Here is a 14,405-nt window from a genome sequence, read left to right as displayed (position 1 = left end):
CTTGCCACTTTCCTCATTCCTTTTATTGCCTAAGGGGCAGACAAGGTTATTGCCAATCTTTTAGCAGGTAGCATCAGATGTTAGATCCACAAATTAAACAGCAGTTACAAACGTATTTACAACACCTGAAATCCCCGGTTGAACTGGCGGTATTTCTCGACAGCAGCGATAAAGCAAAAGAGCTTGATGCCCTGGTTAAGGAAATCGCAGCCATGTCTCCCTTGGTTGAGGTGATAACTTTAGCGGATGAAGGGGAAAGAGCGCCTTCTTTATTGGTACGCTCCAAAGCAAAACAAACCAGTATACGGTTTGCCGGTGTGCCCATGGGGCACGAATTTACCTCCCTGGTGCTGGCATTGCTGCACAGCGGTGACCATCCGATAAAACTGGAAGCGGAGGTGATCGAACAAATTCGTCAATTATCCGGGCAATATCAGTTTGAAACTTATGTTTCCCTTAGCTGCCAGAACTGCCCGGATGTGGTGCAGGCGTTGAATATGATGGCGGCAATTAATCCCGCCATCAGCAATGTGATGATCGACGGCGCCCTGTTTCCGGCTGAGGTGAGCGAACGTAACATTATGGCGGTGCCTTCGGTGTATTTAAACGGTGAGCTGTTTGCCCAGGGTCGCATTACCTTAACAGAAATTTTAAATAAGCTGGACAGCAAGGCAGGAGAGCGCCAGGCACAAGCCATCAACGACAAAGAAGCTTTTGATCTTTTGGTCGTCGGCGGCGGTCCGGCAGGGGCTTCTGCTGCCATTTACGGCGCCCGCAAAGGTATCAAAACCGGCATAGTGGCCGACAGGTTCGGCGGCCAGGTGATGGATACCATGGCGATAGAAAACTTCATTTCTGTCAAAGCTACCCAGGGCCCCAAGCTGGTGGCCAGCCTGGAAGAGCATGTCCGTGATTATGAAGTTGATATCATGGACAACCAAAAAGCCAGCAAGCTGGTACCTGCTGATCAGCCCGGCGGTAATATCACCATCGAACTGGAAAACGGTGCCAAGCTGCAAACCAAAGCCTTATTGCTGGCTACCGGCGCCCGCTGGCGCGAAATGAATGTGCCCGGCGAGCAGGAATATAAAGGTAAAGGGGTGGCTTATTGTCCCCATTGTGACGGCCCTTTATTTAAAGGCAAAGCGGTGGCGGTGATCGGCGGCGGTAATTCCGGCATCGAAGCGGCTATTGACCTGGCGGGTATTGTCAGCCGGGTAACGGTACTGGAATTTGACAGCAAGCTCAGGGCGGATGAGGTGCTGCAGCAAAAAGCACGCTCTATGGGCAATATCGACATTATCCTTAATGCCCAGACCACACAAGTAACCGGCGACGGGCAGAAAGTCAGCGGTTTACATTATACCTGCCGTAGCAGCGGTGCGGAAAAACAGCTGGATGTCGCGGGGATTTTTGTGCAAATCGGTCTAGTGCCCAACAGTCAGTTTTTGCCTGAGGAGCTGGCGCTGAATAACCGCGGAGAAATCATAACCGGCAGTGGCGGCCAGACCAACTTACCCGGTATTTATGCTGCCGGTGATGTCACCGACAGTGCCTATAAGCAAATTATTATTGCCATGGGCAGCGGCGCCACCGCGGCTTTGGGAGCCTTTGATTACCTGATGCGGGCACCGCAGCCGGAATTAACGGTAACCATAGCAGAAGATGCCGCTTAATCGGCGTCTTCCTCAAGCTTGTTAAAAAGGCCGCCAACCGAGTTCCTGATCGAGCTGACCACTTCCCGGATACAGGCCAGTCGTGAATAGCCGGGCCGGACCAGCAAAGAGATCAGCCGCACCGGCGGCGGTGCGGCAAACGGGATATAACGTATGGCATTGCCCGGCACCAGGTTAAGGGTTGCCAGCTGGGGTAACAGGGTAATGCCCATATTGCTGGCGACCATATGGCGCAGGGTTTCCAAACTGGTGGCTTTAAAGCTGTGATCTTCATTGGCGCCGGCGGTAAAACAGTAACCCATTGCCTGATCCCTCAGGCAATGGCCGTCCTCCAGGGTCAGGATTTGCTGGTCTTTCAGATCGTTCAATACCAGGGATTTTTTCTCCGCGAGGACATGTTGGGGGGAGCAGGCCAATACCAGCGGCTCTTCAAACAGATCATAACGTTCGAATTTATCCATATCATCAAGCCAGGGTAATACCAGCACATCCAGTTTTCCTTCATCCAAGGCCTGGAGCAAATGCCGGGTTTTATCTTCATGCAGGAAAAAATTGATTTTCGGCAGACGGTGATTGAGTCCCGCCATGATATGGGGCAACACATAAGGCGCCAGTGTCGGGATCAGTCCCAGGTGTAAATCGCCGGATAAAGGATCGAGCAAAGCCTGGGCGGATTCTTCAAAGGCGCTGGCGGCCCTGAGTACTTTGCGTGCTTCCAACACCAGCTGTTCACCTGCCGGCGTCAGCATCACCTGGCGGGTTTGCCGCTCGACCAACTGCAAGCCCAGCTGTTGCTCCAGTTTGATGATCTGGCCGCTCAGGGTGGGCTGGCTGACAAAACAGGATTGTGCCGCCCGACCAAAGTGGCGGAAATTATCAATCGCATCCAGGTATTGCAGGTCTCTGAGCTTAATCATAGGCGGCAGCTATTTTGTTTTAATATTCAAGTGGTATTTTCAATAATATAAAGCTTTGCCGCGCCAAATCAAGAGGACGGACCTCTAACTACAGGGATTTTCGTATTTTCAAAAATAGCTGGCATTGTGTTTATGTTAACTTGTTGTTATTTTTTGTGGAGGTGTATTGGCATTTTGCTGTTCTGAATTTTTTAACTTATTTATTTTTAAGTAAATATCGCTATTGATTGTGGGAGGTCAGATGAATTTGAGTTGCGTTGGAAAAATCACCGTCGTCATGTTCACTTTCCTGCTTTTTTCCTGTTCAAGCGAATATCAGCAAGCGCTCAAGGTATATGAGCGAGCCCGGGCCGATAATCAGTTGCAGCCCCTGGTGTTGGCATTAAAAACACTGTCCAGGCTGGAGCCCGGTCAATATCTGGAGCAATTTTTCCTTGCCAGTGAGGCACAAAAGCAATATCAGCAAGCACAGGTCTCTATGGCACAGGGAAATTACCGGGCGGCATACCTAGCCAGTCATGCCTCTTATCGTGCGTTAGCCACCGAGAATAATAAAGTGCTGTTGGTGGCCAGTGGAAAAAAGCTGATACCGCTGATGAGAATACAGGAGGAAATCAAGCGCTCTTATCAGGTATTGCCTGAATCCATGGCGGAAAAATTACAGGGCTATGCGAACCAGGGAGTTGAAGACTGGGACCAGCTTGCACTTAATACCCTGCTGGGACAATTAACTCAAGGCATGTTGGCGCTGGAAAATGCCATTAAGCTCATCCATGAGCATAAGCTTGAAGCATTAGACCCGGAAATATCCGCCTTGTTAACCGGTATCAATAACCGCTTGGCGGCACTCACTGCAGCAAGAGATTACCTGGTGGGAGAGGTACGTTACCGCAATGCTTTGATATTGCTGGAGCTGAATGTGTTGTTAACCGGGGAAAGTACTTCGCTATTGTCCTATGTACGTGATGAGGTGGCGCAAAAGACCTTGTATCCTGCTTTTTTCAAAGCGCAACAAAAGTACCGGCCTTATGGCGAGCTGCTGGAGAATGTTTCTCTGGCCTTGTCACTCAGCAAAAGGGATATACACGCTCCCTGGTATCAGCGCTGGCAGGTCCTGGCTGAGCAGGTACTCCAACAGCAGCAGCCTTTTTCCCGTTATCCGCAACTTGCCGACAAGCGAAGCCGGCAGCTTAAAGCGTTAATTGCCAATAACAAACAGCAGGTGCCCGAATGGGGAGGCGGCTTTGCTGATATCACGAGTTTTAATCATGAATACCCGAAGATCAGTGAACTTGTTGACAAACTTACCCAAGATAAGACACTTTTATACTTAGGCAGCCCGGGCTGAAGTCCTGATTAGCTGTTTAAGGCTGAAGCGATATTTAAATAAAATAATAATAAGGAAATATCATGAAAAAGGTTTTTTCCCGGCAATTCACCCTGATGTTGGTTTTTTTGCTGCCGATGGCGACTTTGTCCGCCCAAGAAACAGAAAATCTGCCGCCTATTCTGGAATACTACCCGGATTGTGCTTATCAAATCGTGAAAACTTTCAGCGCCAAAAAGCAAACGCGCCAACAACACTCGCAAGAAACCCTGGATTGGATATTAAAAAGACTGCGGCGTGAAGCTCTGGAAGTTGGCGCCGATGCCCTGATCCTGACGGATAAAAAACTACAGCAGGCCGGCCATAAAGCCGTTAATCACGGGCGTAAGCAGTTTCCGTTTTCTGTTGCCATTAAGGCCGAGTTGATTCGCAACTGTGAGTCCAAAGGCCGCGGTGCATTAACACCGACAAAGATTGACGGTGAGGGAAAAAGAAGGCTAAGCACAAAACCGCAGACAGTGAAGATGGAAAAGAAAAGCATGCAATTTTCTTTTGCTCAAAAACGCCTCCATCATCCAAAAGTCCTGAACAACGGCCTGTCCCTGTCCGGGATTTACGGCATCAATATTGGCAGCAGTTATCAGCAGGTGCGGGAGCTTTTTGGCGACCCGAGTGTGGAGTTAAGGGCGCACCAGGATGAAGTCGTGCTCGGCTACGGCCGGCGTCATTGGCTGCACTTTCAATCGGGGCGCCTGGTTAAGGTGCAAACAGATTCACCGTTGTTATCCGCCGAGGTCCTGAATGAAATACCCTTGCGGGATTTTTTCGACGATTTTGCCTGGAAATTAGCGGATAAGCTCGGTTATAAGGCCCCGTTACAACAGGTTAAAGCGAGCTTGAATATTAGCGGGTCTTTGGATAAAAAAAATCAGTTGATCATCCGGGGGGCAAACAATACCCTGATCTTAGATTTTCTTAGCAATAAGAATAGCCAGACATCAGCAAAAAGTTATACCTTGAAAGGTTTTTCTTTACAGGAAAATGGCTATCAGGCACAGGCGCTGAGCCTGTTTGAACAGCAGCAAGGACAATACCAGGCTATCGCCGATATTTATAAGCAACTGAAGCAGGAGCCAGAACAAGAGGACCGCTGGCAATGGCTCAGTGCCCGCTTGGGGGAACCTGCAGGCAGTATTATCCTGTCGGTAGACTCACGTTTGAATATTTATAACCATCATTTGCTGGTGACGATAAAAGATCTGGAATTAACCTCGGTTGCGTTTATCGAACAAGCATTTTTGTCAGACAAGTTCCCGAAAAACAAGGTAAAACCTTGGCATTTTGGCAGTTTTAAACAGGGGGCAAGGCTTGAGCAACTCAGGGCATATTTCCCCGATGATGCTTTTGAGTTGGGGGATGAAGTTGAGATCACGGCGGATAACTATACCCTGAGTTTATTGTTTAGCGAACTCGACGGTGAACCGGCATTGTATCAAGCGCAAATGAAGTTATATTGATGTCGCCATATTGTCGTGAGGATAACGTAGCGGTTAATAGCCTTATCCTGTCTTACTTTTTCCCGCGCTTTTTAGCCTGGGTGCTGATATTGCAACTCTTGGTTTGGCAGGCCGGCCAGCTGCCGGTGATCGCCGCCGCTATTGAGCAGGCTATTGCTACATGTGCCGGTGAAATTTACCGTTTGTTTTTTGGTGACATTGTCATTGCTGCTAACCGGTTGAGCCATGAGGGCAGCGGGGCTTATGTGGTGGTTGATCAGCAATGCACGGCATTGGCGCTGGTGGCAACGGTTTGGGCGGGGATTTTTTCACTGTCGCATAGGTGGCAGAAAAAAATAATGATGGCGTTAATTGCCATGGTTATAATACAGCTGGAAAATGCTTTTAGAATTATGCATTTGTATTATGAAATAGGAAAGGTGGTCAACCAGTTTGAGTTTTATCATTTGTATTTCTGGCAAGTGATAAATTTTTTAACTGCTATCAGTGTTTTCTTTTTTTTAGACAAAGCTTTTCAAAAAAAGGAACTTTAACTTGTTTGGCCGTAAACTGATTTTCATGTTTTTGCCCCTGTTATGCTTATCTGCCGGCGTTCATGCCGGAGGTGGCGGGGGAGGTGGTGGTGTTGCCGAAGGTGCCAGTGTGCCGGTTTTACATCCGCTTTTATATCTGTTGCTGGTACTTGGCATGGCCTGGTACCTGAAAAAAACGAAAAAATGATCCCTGTTGCCGGGCACGCCCCGGTCGCGGCATTTCCCGTCAGAAAAAAACAGCTGTTTGACTTGCTGTTGCTGTTATCTACCGTGCTGTTATTTTATCTGGCGTTTCCTGGCGGCGGCATAGCTGTGCTTGCCTGGTTTGCCATTATCCCGGTCATTATTGCCCTGGATAAAAGTCACAAAAGATATGCCTTTATGTTGGGATTGCTTGCCGCCACCCTTGGCTGGATGGTGAGTATCTGGTGGGCGGTAGAGGGGATCGCCAGGATAAGCGCTATTCCGGCGAACCTGGTGGTGCCGGTGATTTTTATCTATTGCCTGTACTCGGCGTTGCCCTATGCCCTGGTGACCTGGCTCCATAGCCGCTGCCGCTGGGGACGTTCCATTTCCGGAGCCATCAAGTCTGCGCTGGCACTGACGGTGTTAGTCAATTTTGTACCGCAACTGCTGCCGGGTAATCTTGCCCATGCCTTATATTTAACGCCGTTGCAGATTCAGCTGGCGGATATCGGCGGTGTGCCCCTGGTCTTTTTTGTCGTGCATTGTGTTAATTTTTTACTGGCTGCCGGGTTGTTGCTGTGGCGCAGTCAAAGGCGAAAAAGTCTCGGCTGCCTGATATTGGCGGCGGCGATTTTCCTGGCTAACCTGGGTTATGGCATGATCAAGTCCGGGAAGGTTGCCGATCAGCTTTCCCGGGCGAATACCAGTTTGACCTTGGCCATGATACAGCCCAATCTTGATATTACCCTGCGTACGCGCGAGGCCTGGTTACAGAATCGGGAGGGGATGCGGGTCTTGATGCGGGAGGCGGCAAAGCAAGCGCCAATAGATCTTATGGTGATCCCCGAACTGCCGGTACCGCTTTCTTATAAAAATTATATTGAAGATCAAAGGTTTTTTGATGAGGTGAACGGCGAGGGCAATTTGCTGCTGACGGCGATCCAGGGGCTTGAAAACAGCACGGCAAGCGCGCCCGGGTATTTTAATACCATGGAACTTGTCAGCGGACAGCAGGTCAGTCACCAGTATTTTAAACAGAAGTTGTTACCTTTGGGGGAATACTTACCCTTTGAACAAGAGTTGCCGTTTTTACGTGCCTGGTTTCCCGGCGCCGCTAACTATCAATCCGGGCAGGAGTTTCAGCTGTTGCCGCTGGCTTTGAATCAGGGAATGATTAATATCCTGCCCTTGATTTGTTACGAGGCGGTGTTTAGTGATTTTGTCGGTGCCGGGGTCGGGCTTGGCGGTAACCTACTGGTCAATACCGTAAATGATGCCTGGTTTGGCCAAAGTCCGGGGGGTAAGGTGCATCTTGCCCTGTCGCTGTTTCGGGCGGTGGAATATCGTCTGCCTTTAGTGCGCGCTACCAATACCGGTATCACGGCGATTATTGATCCCGGGGGGAAGGTAATACCCGAGTCACAAATAATACCTTATCAAGCCGGTTTTTCTGTGGCAGAGGTTAAAGTCGCTGACATCGGCAGCTTCTACCAGGCCAACCCGGATGTTGTTAAATATATTTGTTTGTTGTTTTTGGGTTATGCCCTGATAACGGGAATGAGAAAAAAGAATGTGTGAAATTAAACAAGAGCTGGAGACCATCTTAAGCGAATACACAACTGCAGAGCTAAAGTCCCTGTCCGGGGATGAAAACCTGGCGGATATCGGCATTGATTCCCTGTCCCTGGTGGAGATTATTTTTGATATTGAAGAGCAGTTTGATATTAAGATCCCCCATGAAGCCGAGCTGGAACAGCGGGGGTTTTCCCTTGATTCCCTGGCGGACTTGCTGCATCTGGTTACTTGCCTATATCAGGAGCGGCAAAGCTGATGGCCGCCAGGATAGTGGTGACCGGCCTGGGCTGCATTTCCGGGGCCGGAAAAAATGTTGGTGAATTTAATCACAGTATTTTCAGCGACGGGCCAAGCAAGACCATTTTGCCTATTTCTTTGTTTACCCCCGACAAGCATATGACGCAAATTGCCGCCGAGGTGAAAAACTATGCGCCCGGGGATTTTTTTTCTGTCGCCGAGCTCAAACAATACGACAGGTTTAGCCAGTTTGCCCTGTTATCGGCGGATGAAGCCATTAAAGACGCCGGATTGGCATTTGATGAAAACTTAAGCAAACGCACCTGCGTCGTCCACGGTACCAGTATCGGCGGGCAGGAAACCATAGAAAACGCCTATCGGCAATTTTACCAGGAAGGCCAGAAAAGGCCTCATCCCTATACCGTACCTAAACTATTGCCCAGCGCTGCCGGCAGTTTTATTTCGATGAAATACGGTATTAAAGGACCGGCATTTGCTACCGCCTCTGCCTGCGCCTCTTCCGGGCATGCCATCGCCATGGCGGTGTTGATGTTACGCTCAAATATGGCGGAAGTGGCAATTGCCGGCGGGGCGGAAGCCTGTATCACCAAAGGAAATTTTCAGGCCTGGGAAGGCTTGCGGGTATTGTCGCCGGACAGTTGCCGACCGTTTTCAGCCAAGCGCAGCGGCCTGGTGATAGGGGAAGGCGGGGCGACCTTAGTGTTGGAAACACTCGACCATGCCCTTGCCAGAAAAGCGACGATTTATGCGGAACTTACCGGCATAGGTATGAGTTCCGATGCCCACAATATCGTGCAGCCTCTGTCGGAAGGGGCGGAAATGGCCATGCAGGCGGCGTTGACGGATGCCGGCATTAAGGGTGAAGATATCCAATATATTAATGCCCACGGCTCGGGCACAGTGCAGAATGACAGGGTTGAAACCCGGGCGATACATAATGTTTTCGGCGGGCATGCGGGATCATTAAAGGTATCCTCCACCAAGTCGGTGCACGGTCACGTGCTCGGGGCCGGTGGTGCGCTGGAAAGCATAGCCGCGATATTGGCGTTACAGCAACAAAGGATCCCCGCAACGAAAAACTATCTGGCGCCAGACAGTGAATGCGATCTCGATTATGTCGCTAATGTCAGTTGCCAGGCGGAAATAGACCAGGTGATGAGCAACTCCTTCGCTTTTGGCGGATTAAATACTTCGCTGATTTTTAAACGTTTTCCTTGAGCGAGCTGAATGAAGAGAATTGTTTGCGTGGATTAGGGAGCCCGGTTTTTATGCTGGTCAAAACCGGGGCTCTGGTATTAACCTGCAAATTTATAATAACTCCCCGCTGCTGCCATCGCGATTAAAGACGGCCATATGCTGAACCAGATCATTTTCCTCCAGATAGCGACCTATGGTGCTGAAGGTGGTGGTGACAATTTTACCTTGGTGATCCCGGGTGGCGACATCATCCATAAAAATACTGCCTAACATCAGCTTCAACGGATTGCTGCGGATCCTTTGCCCTTTAAAATGCGCCTTGGCATTTGCTTTCAGTTGCTGCATGTCTGTGGTTTGGTATATCGAGGCATTGATAATATTCAGGGTATGTTCGGTACAGTTTTGCAGTTCGTTGTTGTAAGGGCTGGCAATAACCGAATAAGCCGGGTTATGGACTTCTTTATTTTTGCCGCTGCTGATGGCGGCAATGATCCTTTGCTGCAGATCCGGGGTGGGAATAATAATACCGGCGGTTAATTCATTAACCCCCCAGAAAAAATCCACCGGATAATCCACCACCAATGAGCTGACATCGGGTTTTCCCGCCTCCTGGTACAGGTTGTGGATGGCATAACCGTTCACTGTGCTGCCGTCTTTGAGGGTGATAGCCGAATATACTGCAATGGCGGTATGGGTAAACTTAATGCCTTTGGGCAGATCTTTTTTCGGTCTGCCGATACGGCCAATAATAAACATCCTGGCGCCCTGTGCGGCGGCATACTTTTCAACCTTCTTGGCAAAACCTGTGATTTCCCCGGGAGCAAATTGGGCTTTCCTCCCCGCCTGGCTGCCGGCAAAAACCAGCGAGCTGCTCGCCAGGCCAAGTAAAGCGATTAACAGGAGTAAACGACTCATGATTAATGCTCCTGTTTGATTTCGATGGTGGTTTGTCTTTTTGTTTGCATCGCCTGGTTGGGGGCGGGGTCTGCGGTGATGGTTACTTCGGTAACGGTCAGGGGTTTTGGCTTAGTGGCGCTGTCAATCAGGGCGCTGCCGCCGGCAACACTGGCAACCCCGGCGCTGCCAACAACAAGTAAAGGCACAGCCACCGCCGCGCTGGCGACCTTGGCACTGGATGCCGCTCCATGGGATACGGCTAAGGCGGAATGCTTACCGGCCTTGCTGGTGTGCTGTGCTGAGTCTTGGGCATAAATTGGTGTGCTGCTCAGGGCAAGGGTCAGGGCAATGGTTGTTGTAAAAAAGCTTGTTAGTAATTTCATTATCTTTTCCTTTTATTTTAGAAAACTCGTTAACTGGCGACAAAGATAAAGATGAGGATAATCAATGTAAACGAACTTGATTCATGTATACTGCAGCTGGACTAAAAGTATAGAAATAATAAACTATGAGCCAGATTAAGCAGATCAGCAGTACCTTAAAAAAATTATTACGCCAGCAAAATATTACTTATAAAGAGATTGCCCGGCACCTGTCCATGAGTGAAGCCAATATCAAACGTATTTTTTCCACCCATAGTTTTTCCTTGGAAAGGCTGGAGGAGATATGCAATATCATCAATATCAGTTTGTCGGATTTATTCTTAATCGCACAAAAGCAGCAGGATCAGTTAACCCAGCTGACGATAGAGCAGGAACAGGAGCTGGTCTCGGATACCAAGCTTTTTTTGGTAGCGGTATGTGTACGTGATGCCTGGCCGTTTCAGGAAATTATCCGCCATTACCAGATAACCGAGTTTGAATGTATTCGCTTGCTGGCGAGACTGGATAAATTAAAAATGATCCAGCTGTTGCCAAATAATGAATATAAGCTGCTAATCGCCCAGGATTTTCGCTGGATCCCCGACGGGCCGTTAGAGCAATATATGGCCAGTGAAGTCATTTCCCAGTTTATGGCCTCGGGTTTTAACAGCGAGCATAGCTTTCGTTTTTACTTGCGCGGCACCTACTCCCGCTCTTCCATTGAAATCATCCAAAGGAAACTTAACCAGCTGACCAAGGAAGCGGCGCTGCTGAACCAGGAGGATGCCAAGTTATCCCTGGACAGCCGGGAACATATAGGTTTGCTGGTGGCCATGAGGCCGTGGGAGCTCTCCCGTTTTGCCCAATTGCGTAAATAAGCTTAATAATAACAATCGATAAGAGAAGTAAGATGTTTCAAAGGATAATCAACTGGCTGTTTGTTTGCCTGATTTTTGTGTTGGCATATAACCCTCTGGTATTGGCGGCGGATAAAGCCGGTAACTGTATAGCTGTTCATCAGGACTACACCGCTATCAAGCAAATGATCGACGATGGCCGTTACCGCTATAGCCGGGCGGTATCTGAGCAGCAATTGCCTGAATTTTCCTATCAAGACGGGCAGGAGTTTTCCCTGTACCTCAAATATGCCGCTAAGCTTGTCGAAAGTGCCCATCCCCGGGCTCAGCTGCCATGCCCTGTGCTCACCGATACCTATAAGCTGCTGGCACAGCAGAATAACTGGTCCGCTACCCCGGTGGTGAGCCAGTTGGTGGCACCGTTTGAGCTCAGGCAGGAAAAAACGGCGAAAGCCATCTTGTTGATCCACGGATTAACGGATTCGCCGTTTATGTTTCATGATCTGGCGAATTTCTATTACCGGCAGGGATTTACCGTCAGGACCTTATTGTTACCGGGGCACGGCACCGCCGCCTCGGATCTGCTGGAAGTGGAATTGGCACAATGGCAGCAGGCGGCTGGTTATGGCATTACCCGTATGTTGAAAGATTTTGATCAGGTCTATCTTGGCGGCTTTTCCACCGGCGGGGCGCTGATTTTAGATTACCTGCAGCGGCAACAGGCGCCGGATGAAAAGATCAAGGGGCTGTTTATGTGGTCTCCTGCCTCCAAAGCCTATAGCGAGCTGGCCTGGCTGGCGCAATATCTGGATTATGTGCCTATGCTCGACTGGCTGGATCTTGATGCCGATATTGATTTTGCCAAGTATGAGTCGTTTCCCTATAACGCCGCCGCCCAGGTGAACCGCCTGATGCAGGGCTTGTCCAAGGTAAAGCCAAAGTCTCAAAACAGAGTTCATGATATTCCGCTGTTTGTGGTGGCGAGTGAACATGACCGTACCATAGATACCCGGGCAACTTTGGATATTATCGGTTCGTGGCAACAGGGCAGCAAGCATAAAGCCGTCGCCGATACCCTGATGTATTTTGGCGACAAGAAAAAAGCGGCGGATGCGCTACCGGCTTCGGTGAATATAGTCGTGCCGGAATGCGGTCAAAACCAGCTCTGCCAGGGAATTGCTGATATTGCCCATACCGCGCCCACCAATGCGCCGGACAACCCCCATTACGGGTTGGCGGGGTTATACCGCAATTGCAGCCATTATTTGGGTGATATTGAAAGTTACCGCTTATGTAAAACCGGCAAGCAGGTGATCCTGGGGGAAAAAACCGAAGAAAATCTTAATAAAACACTTCCCCTGCAGCGGTTAACCTTTAATCCTTATTATTATCAGATGCTGGATTTGATGCGCGAATTTATGACGGAAACATCCTCAGGTATAGGAAAGTGATACTTAAGGTGACTATATTTCAACTTTTGTCATAAAGGTTTACCCCGGGTAGGCTTTGTTCCATAGTGTGGCCATCAAATGAAATGAGGAAACAAGATAATGGAATCAACAAAAACTACAGCTCAACACACGGCTACACCTACCCGGTCTTTTGTCTTGGCATCTATTGCCGCTCTGGCCATCGGCGCCGGGGCTTATGTCTTGGGCCTGTTCAATGCAGAAATGGCATTAAATGAAAAAGGCTACTATTTGATCATCTTGCTGTACGGCCTGTTTTCTATGGTTTCTTTGCAAAAGTCGGTGCGGGACCAGAAAGAGGGCATCGCCACCTCGACTATCTATGTGAATTTATGCTGGCTTTCATCCGCCATTGCCATAGCTCTGTTGGTGATCGGTTTGTATAACGCCGAGTTAATGTTAAGCGAGAAAGGCTTTTATGCCATGGCCTATACCTTAAGTTTATTTGCCGCCGTGGTAGTGCAAAAAAATACCAGGGACAGCAAAGTCGCAGACGAAAATATTGATATCAGCGATGAGGTTATCCAGTCTGAGGCTGCCCGGTAAAGCCTCTTGCAAATGTACCTGTCTAATGACACTTCCATCCTTAGCAGGCAGTCCAAGGGCTGCCTGCTACATTTATTTACATTATTGTCCGCCAATGGGTTTTACATAAAATTAACAATGAATTAGGGTTAAGGGAATAATAAATGATGGCCTTATTTCATTTATTCAAAAAACAATAATTAAAATCAAAAAGAGGAATAATGATGTTATCCATAAAAGGTTTATCGAAAACGTACGACAATGGCGTCAAAGCCCTCGATAACGTGGTCCTGGATATTCCCAAAGGCATGTTTGGTCTGCTCGGTCCCAACGGTGCAGGCAAGTCTTCCCTGATGCGCACCATAGCCACCTTACAAAATGCCGATGCCGGGTCGATTTTCTTTGATGAAGTGGATGTCTTTAATGATCCCCAGGCCTTAAGGCAACGTTTAGGTTATCTGCCCCAGGACTTTGGTGTTTACCCCCGTATCAGCGCTTATGATCTGCTGGATCATCTTGCCATTTTAAAAGGCATTCAAAACAAGGGGGAGCGCAAAGAAGCGGTGGAAGGTTTACTGGCGCAAACCAACTTATACCAGCATAAGAAAAAAGCCGTCAGCGGTTTTTCCGGTGGTATGCGTCAGCGTTTTGGTATTGCCCAGGCGTTATTGGGAAATCCGGATTTATTAATTGTTGATGAGCCCACGGCGGGTTTAGACCCGGAGGAGCGTAACCGTTTCCATAATTTGCTGGTGAGCCTGGGGGAAGAAAAAGTCATTATCCTCTCTACCCATATCGTTGAAGATGTCTCCGAGCTTTGTCCCAATATGGCGGTGCTGGCCTCGGGCAAAATTATTCTCGAGGGCAATCCGGTATTGCTGACGGAAAAAGTAAAAGGGCAAATCTGGCGTAAAGCGGTATCGCAACAGGAGGCGTTGGCAATAGAGAAAGAGCTGACGGTGATCTCAAAACGTCTGTTTGCCGGACAAACCATTATCCATGTGATGGCGGAGCAGGCACCGGAAGGTTTTGAAGTGGCGCCCGCCAACCTTGAAGATGTCTATTTCTCTACCTTGAACCAGCACCGCCGCGTCGCTTAGGGAGCAAGT

At 49.0% G+C, this 14,405-nt stretch carries 15 protein-coding genes; 12 read left to right on the top strand and 3 right to left on the bottom strand.

The genetic code is table 11. The features are described from left to right. Positions 1 to 77 precede the first annotated feature (77 nt). The gene (gene ahpF, locus QL234_RS24255) at positions 78 to 1,676 is read left to right on the top strand and encodes an alkyl hydroperoxide reductase subunit F (RefSeq protein ID WP_281560340.1); all 1,599 of its coding nucleotides are present in this window, start codon (positions 78 to 80) and stop codon (positions 1,674 to 1,676) included. Here the strand turns inward: ahpF and oxyR are convergent. Continuing rightward, positions 1,673 to 2,593: a DNA-binding transcriptional regulator OxyR gene (gene oxyR, locus QL234_RS24250; RefSeq protein WP_281560339.1), complete on the bottom strand. Its 921-nt coding sequence runs from the start codon at positions 2,591 to 2,593 to the stop codon at positions 1,673 to 1,675. The genes ahpF and oxyR overlap by 4 nt on opposite strands. Positions 2,594 to 2,834: 241 nt before the next feature. On the opposite strand from oxyR, the gene QL234_RS24245 reads away from it, so the two are divergent. From QL234_RS24245 to QL234_RS24215, 7 genes are all read left to right on the top strand, one after another. Then, positions 2,835 to 3,941, top strand: coding sequence for a hypothetical protein (locus tag QL234_RS24245; protein WP_281560338.1), 1,107 nt, complete (start codon positions 2,835 to 2,837; stop codon positions 3,939 to 3,941). Positions 3,942 to 4,003: 62 nt separating this feature from the next. Continuing rightward, positions 4,004 to 5,437 (top strand): hypothetical protein, encoded by a 1,434-nt coding sequence (locus QL234_RS24240; protein ID WP_281560337.1) that lies wholly within the window; start codon positions 4,004 to 4,006, stop codon positions 5,435 to 5,437. After that, positions 5,437 to 5,970, top strand: coding sequence for a hypothetical protein (locus tag QL234_RS24235; RefSeq protein ID WP_281560336.1), 534 nt, complete (start codon positions 5,437 to 5,439; stop codon positions 5,968 to 5,970). The genes QL234_RS24240 and QL234_RS24235 overlap by 1 nt, the downstream gene beginning before the upstream one ends. Position 5,971: 1 nt before the next feature. Continuing rightward, positions 5,972 to 6,157 carry a hypothetical protein gene (locus QL234_RS24230; protein WP_281560335.1) on the top strand — a complete coding sequence of 62 codons (186 nt, stop codon included), beginning with the start codon at positions 5,972 to 5,974 and terminating at the stop codon, positions 6,155 to 6,157. Further along, on the top strand, positions 6,154 to 7,734 hold the full coding sequence (gene lnt, locus QL234_RS24225) for an apolipoprotein N-acyltransferase (RefSeq protein WP_281560334.1): 1,581 nt from the start codon (positions 6,154 to 6,156) through the stop codon (positions 7,732 to 7,734). Before QL234_RS24230 ends, lnt begins: the two co-directional genes overlap by 4 nt. Then, entirely contained in the window at positions 7,727 to 7,987 is a 261-nt protein-coding gene (locus tag QL234_RS24220; protein WP_281560333.1) for an acyl carrier protein, read from the top strand. Before lnt ends, QL234_RS24220 begins: the two co-directional genes overlap by 8 nt. Then, positions 7,987 to 9,207: a beta-ketoacyl-[acyl-carrier-protein] synthase family protein gene (locus QL234_RS24215; protein WP_281560332.1), complete on the top strand. Its 1,221-nt coding sequence runs from the start codon at positions 7,987 to 7,989 to the stop codon at positions 9,205 to 9,207. Before QL234_RS24220 ends, QL234_RS24215 begins: the two co-directional genes overlap by 1 nt. Positions 9,208 to 9,297: 90 nt before the next feature. On the opposite strand, the gene QL234_RS24210 is transcribed toward QL234_RS24215, so the two are convergent. Both QL234_RS24210 and QL234_RS24205 read right to left on the bottom strand, forming a co-directional pair. Then, the gene (locus tag QL234_RS24210; RefSeq protein WP_281560331.1) at positions 9,298 to 10,101 is read right to left on the bottom strand and encodes a DUF2145 domain-containing protein; all 804 of its coding nucleotides are present in this window, start codon (positions 10,099 to 10,101) and stop codon (positions 9,298 to 9,300) included. A 2-nt stretch (positions 10,102 to 10,103) separates the two neighbouring features. Continuing rightward, positions 10,104 to 10,466 (bottom strand): hypothetical protein, encoded by a 363-nt coding sequence (locus QL234_RS24205; RefSeq protein ID WP_281560330.1) that lies wholly within the window; start codon positions 10,464 to 10,466, stop codon positions 10,104 to 10,106. Positions 10,467 to 10,591: 125 nt separating this feature from the next. Between QL234_RS24205 and QL234_RS24200 the strand changes: the two genes are divergently transcribed. From QL234_RS24200 to QL234_RS24185, 4 genes are all read left to right on the top strand, one after another. Beyond that, positions 10,592 to 11,323, top strand: a complete 732-nt coding sequence (locus QL234_RS24200) for a helix-turn-helix transcriptional regulator (RefSeq protein WP_281560329.1) — start codon at positions 10,592 to 10,594, stop codon at positions 11,321 to 11,323. A 32-nt stretch (positions 11,324 to 11,355) separates the two neighbouring features. Next, positions 11,356 to 12,753 carry an alpha/beta fold hydrolase gene (locus tag QL234_RS24195; protein ID WP_281560328.1) on the top strand — a complete coding sequence of 466 codons (1,398 nt, stop codon included), beginning with the start codon at positions 11,356 to 11,358 and terminating at the stop codon, positions 12,751 to 12,753. A gap of 99 nt (positions 12,754 to 12,852) precedes the next feature. Further along, positions 12,853 to 13,317, top strand: a complete 465-nt coding sequence (gene yiaA, locus QL234_RS24190) for an inner membrane protein YiaA (protein ID WP_281560327.1) — start codon at positions 12,853 to 12,855, stop codon at positions 13,315 to 13,317. Positions 13,318 to 13,520: 203 nt separating this feature from the next. Beyond that, positions 13,521 to 14,396, top strand: a complete 876-nt coding sequence (locus tag QL234_RS24185) for an ABC transporter ATP-binding protein (protein ID WP_281560465.1) — start codon at positions 13,521 to 13,523, stop codon at positions 14,394 to 14,396. Positions 14,397 to 14,405 lie beyond the last annotated feature (9 nt).

The sequence above is a fragment of the Thalassomonas sp. RHCl1 genome (genome assembly GCF_947387555.1).
In the GTDB taxonomy this organism is placed as follows: domain Bacteria; phylum Pseudomonadota; class Gammaproteobacteria; order Enterobacterales; family Alteromonadaceae; genus Thalassomonas.
This window is presented reverse-complemented; position numbering and strand designations above follow the sequence as displayed.

Bases quoted from the DNA above. Each gene is read 5' to 3' on its own strand.
- QL234_RS24240 (WP_281560337.1), top strand. From the start codon at position 4,004: ATGAAAAAGGTTTTTTCCCGGCAATTCACCCTGATGTTGGTTTTTTTG.
- oxyR (WP_281560339.1), bottom strand. From the start codon at position 2,593: ATGATTAAGCTCAGAGACCTGCAATACCTGGATGCGATTGATAATTTC.
- QL234_RS24205 (WP_281560330.1), bottom strand. From the start codon at position 10,466: ATGAAATTACTAACAAGCTTTTTTACAACAACCATTGCCCTGACCCTT.
- QL234_RS24215 (WP_281560332.1), top strand. From the start codon at position 7,987: ATGGCCGCCAGGATAGTGGTGACCGGCCTGGGCTGCATTTCCGGGGCC.
- QL234_RS24185 (WP_281560465.1), top strand. From the start codon at position 13,521: ATGTTATCCATAAAAGGTTTATCGAAAACGTACGACAATGGCGTCAAA.
- QL234_RS24210 (WP_281560331.1), bottom strand. From the start codon at position 10,101: ATGAGTCGTTTACTCCTGTTAATCGCTTTACTTGGCCTGGCGAGCAGC.
- QL234_RS24220 (WP_281560333.1), top strand. From the start codon at position 7,727: ATGTGTGAAATTAAACAAGAGCTGGAGACCATCTTAAGCGAATACACA.
- yiaA (WP_281560327.1), top strand. From the start codon at position 12,853: ATGGAATCAACAAAAACTACAGCTCAACACACGGCTACACCTACCCGG.
- QL234_RS24195 (WP_281560328.1), top strand. From the start codon at position 11,356: ATGTTTCAAAGGATAATCAACTGGCTGTTTGTTTGCCTGATTTTTGTG.
- QL234_RS24200 (WP_281560329.1), top strand. From the start codon at position 10,592: ATGAGCCAGATTAAGCAGATCAGCAGTACCTTAAAAAAATTATTACGC.
- QL234_RS24245 (WP_281560338.1), top strand. From the start codon at position 2,835: ATGAATTTGAGTTGCGTTGGAAAAATCACCGTCGTCATGTTCACTTTC.
- lnt (WP_281560334.1), top strand. From the start codon at position 6,154: ATGATCCCTGTTGCCGGGCACGCCCCGGTCGCGGCATTTCCCGTCAGA.
- ahpF (WP_281560340.1), top strand. From the start codon at position 78: ATGTTAGATCCACAAATTAAACAGCAGTTACAAACGTATTTACAACAC.
- QL234_RS24235 (WP_281560336.1), top strand. From the start codon at position 5,437: ATGTCGCCATATTGTCGTGAGGATAACGTAGCGGTTAATAGCCTTATC.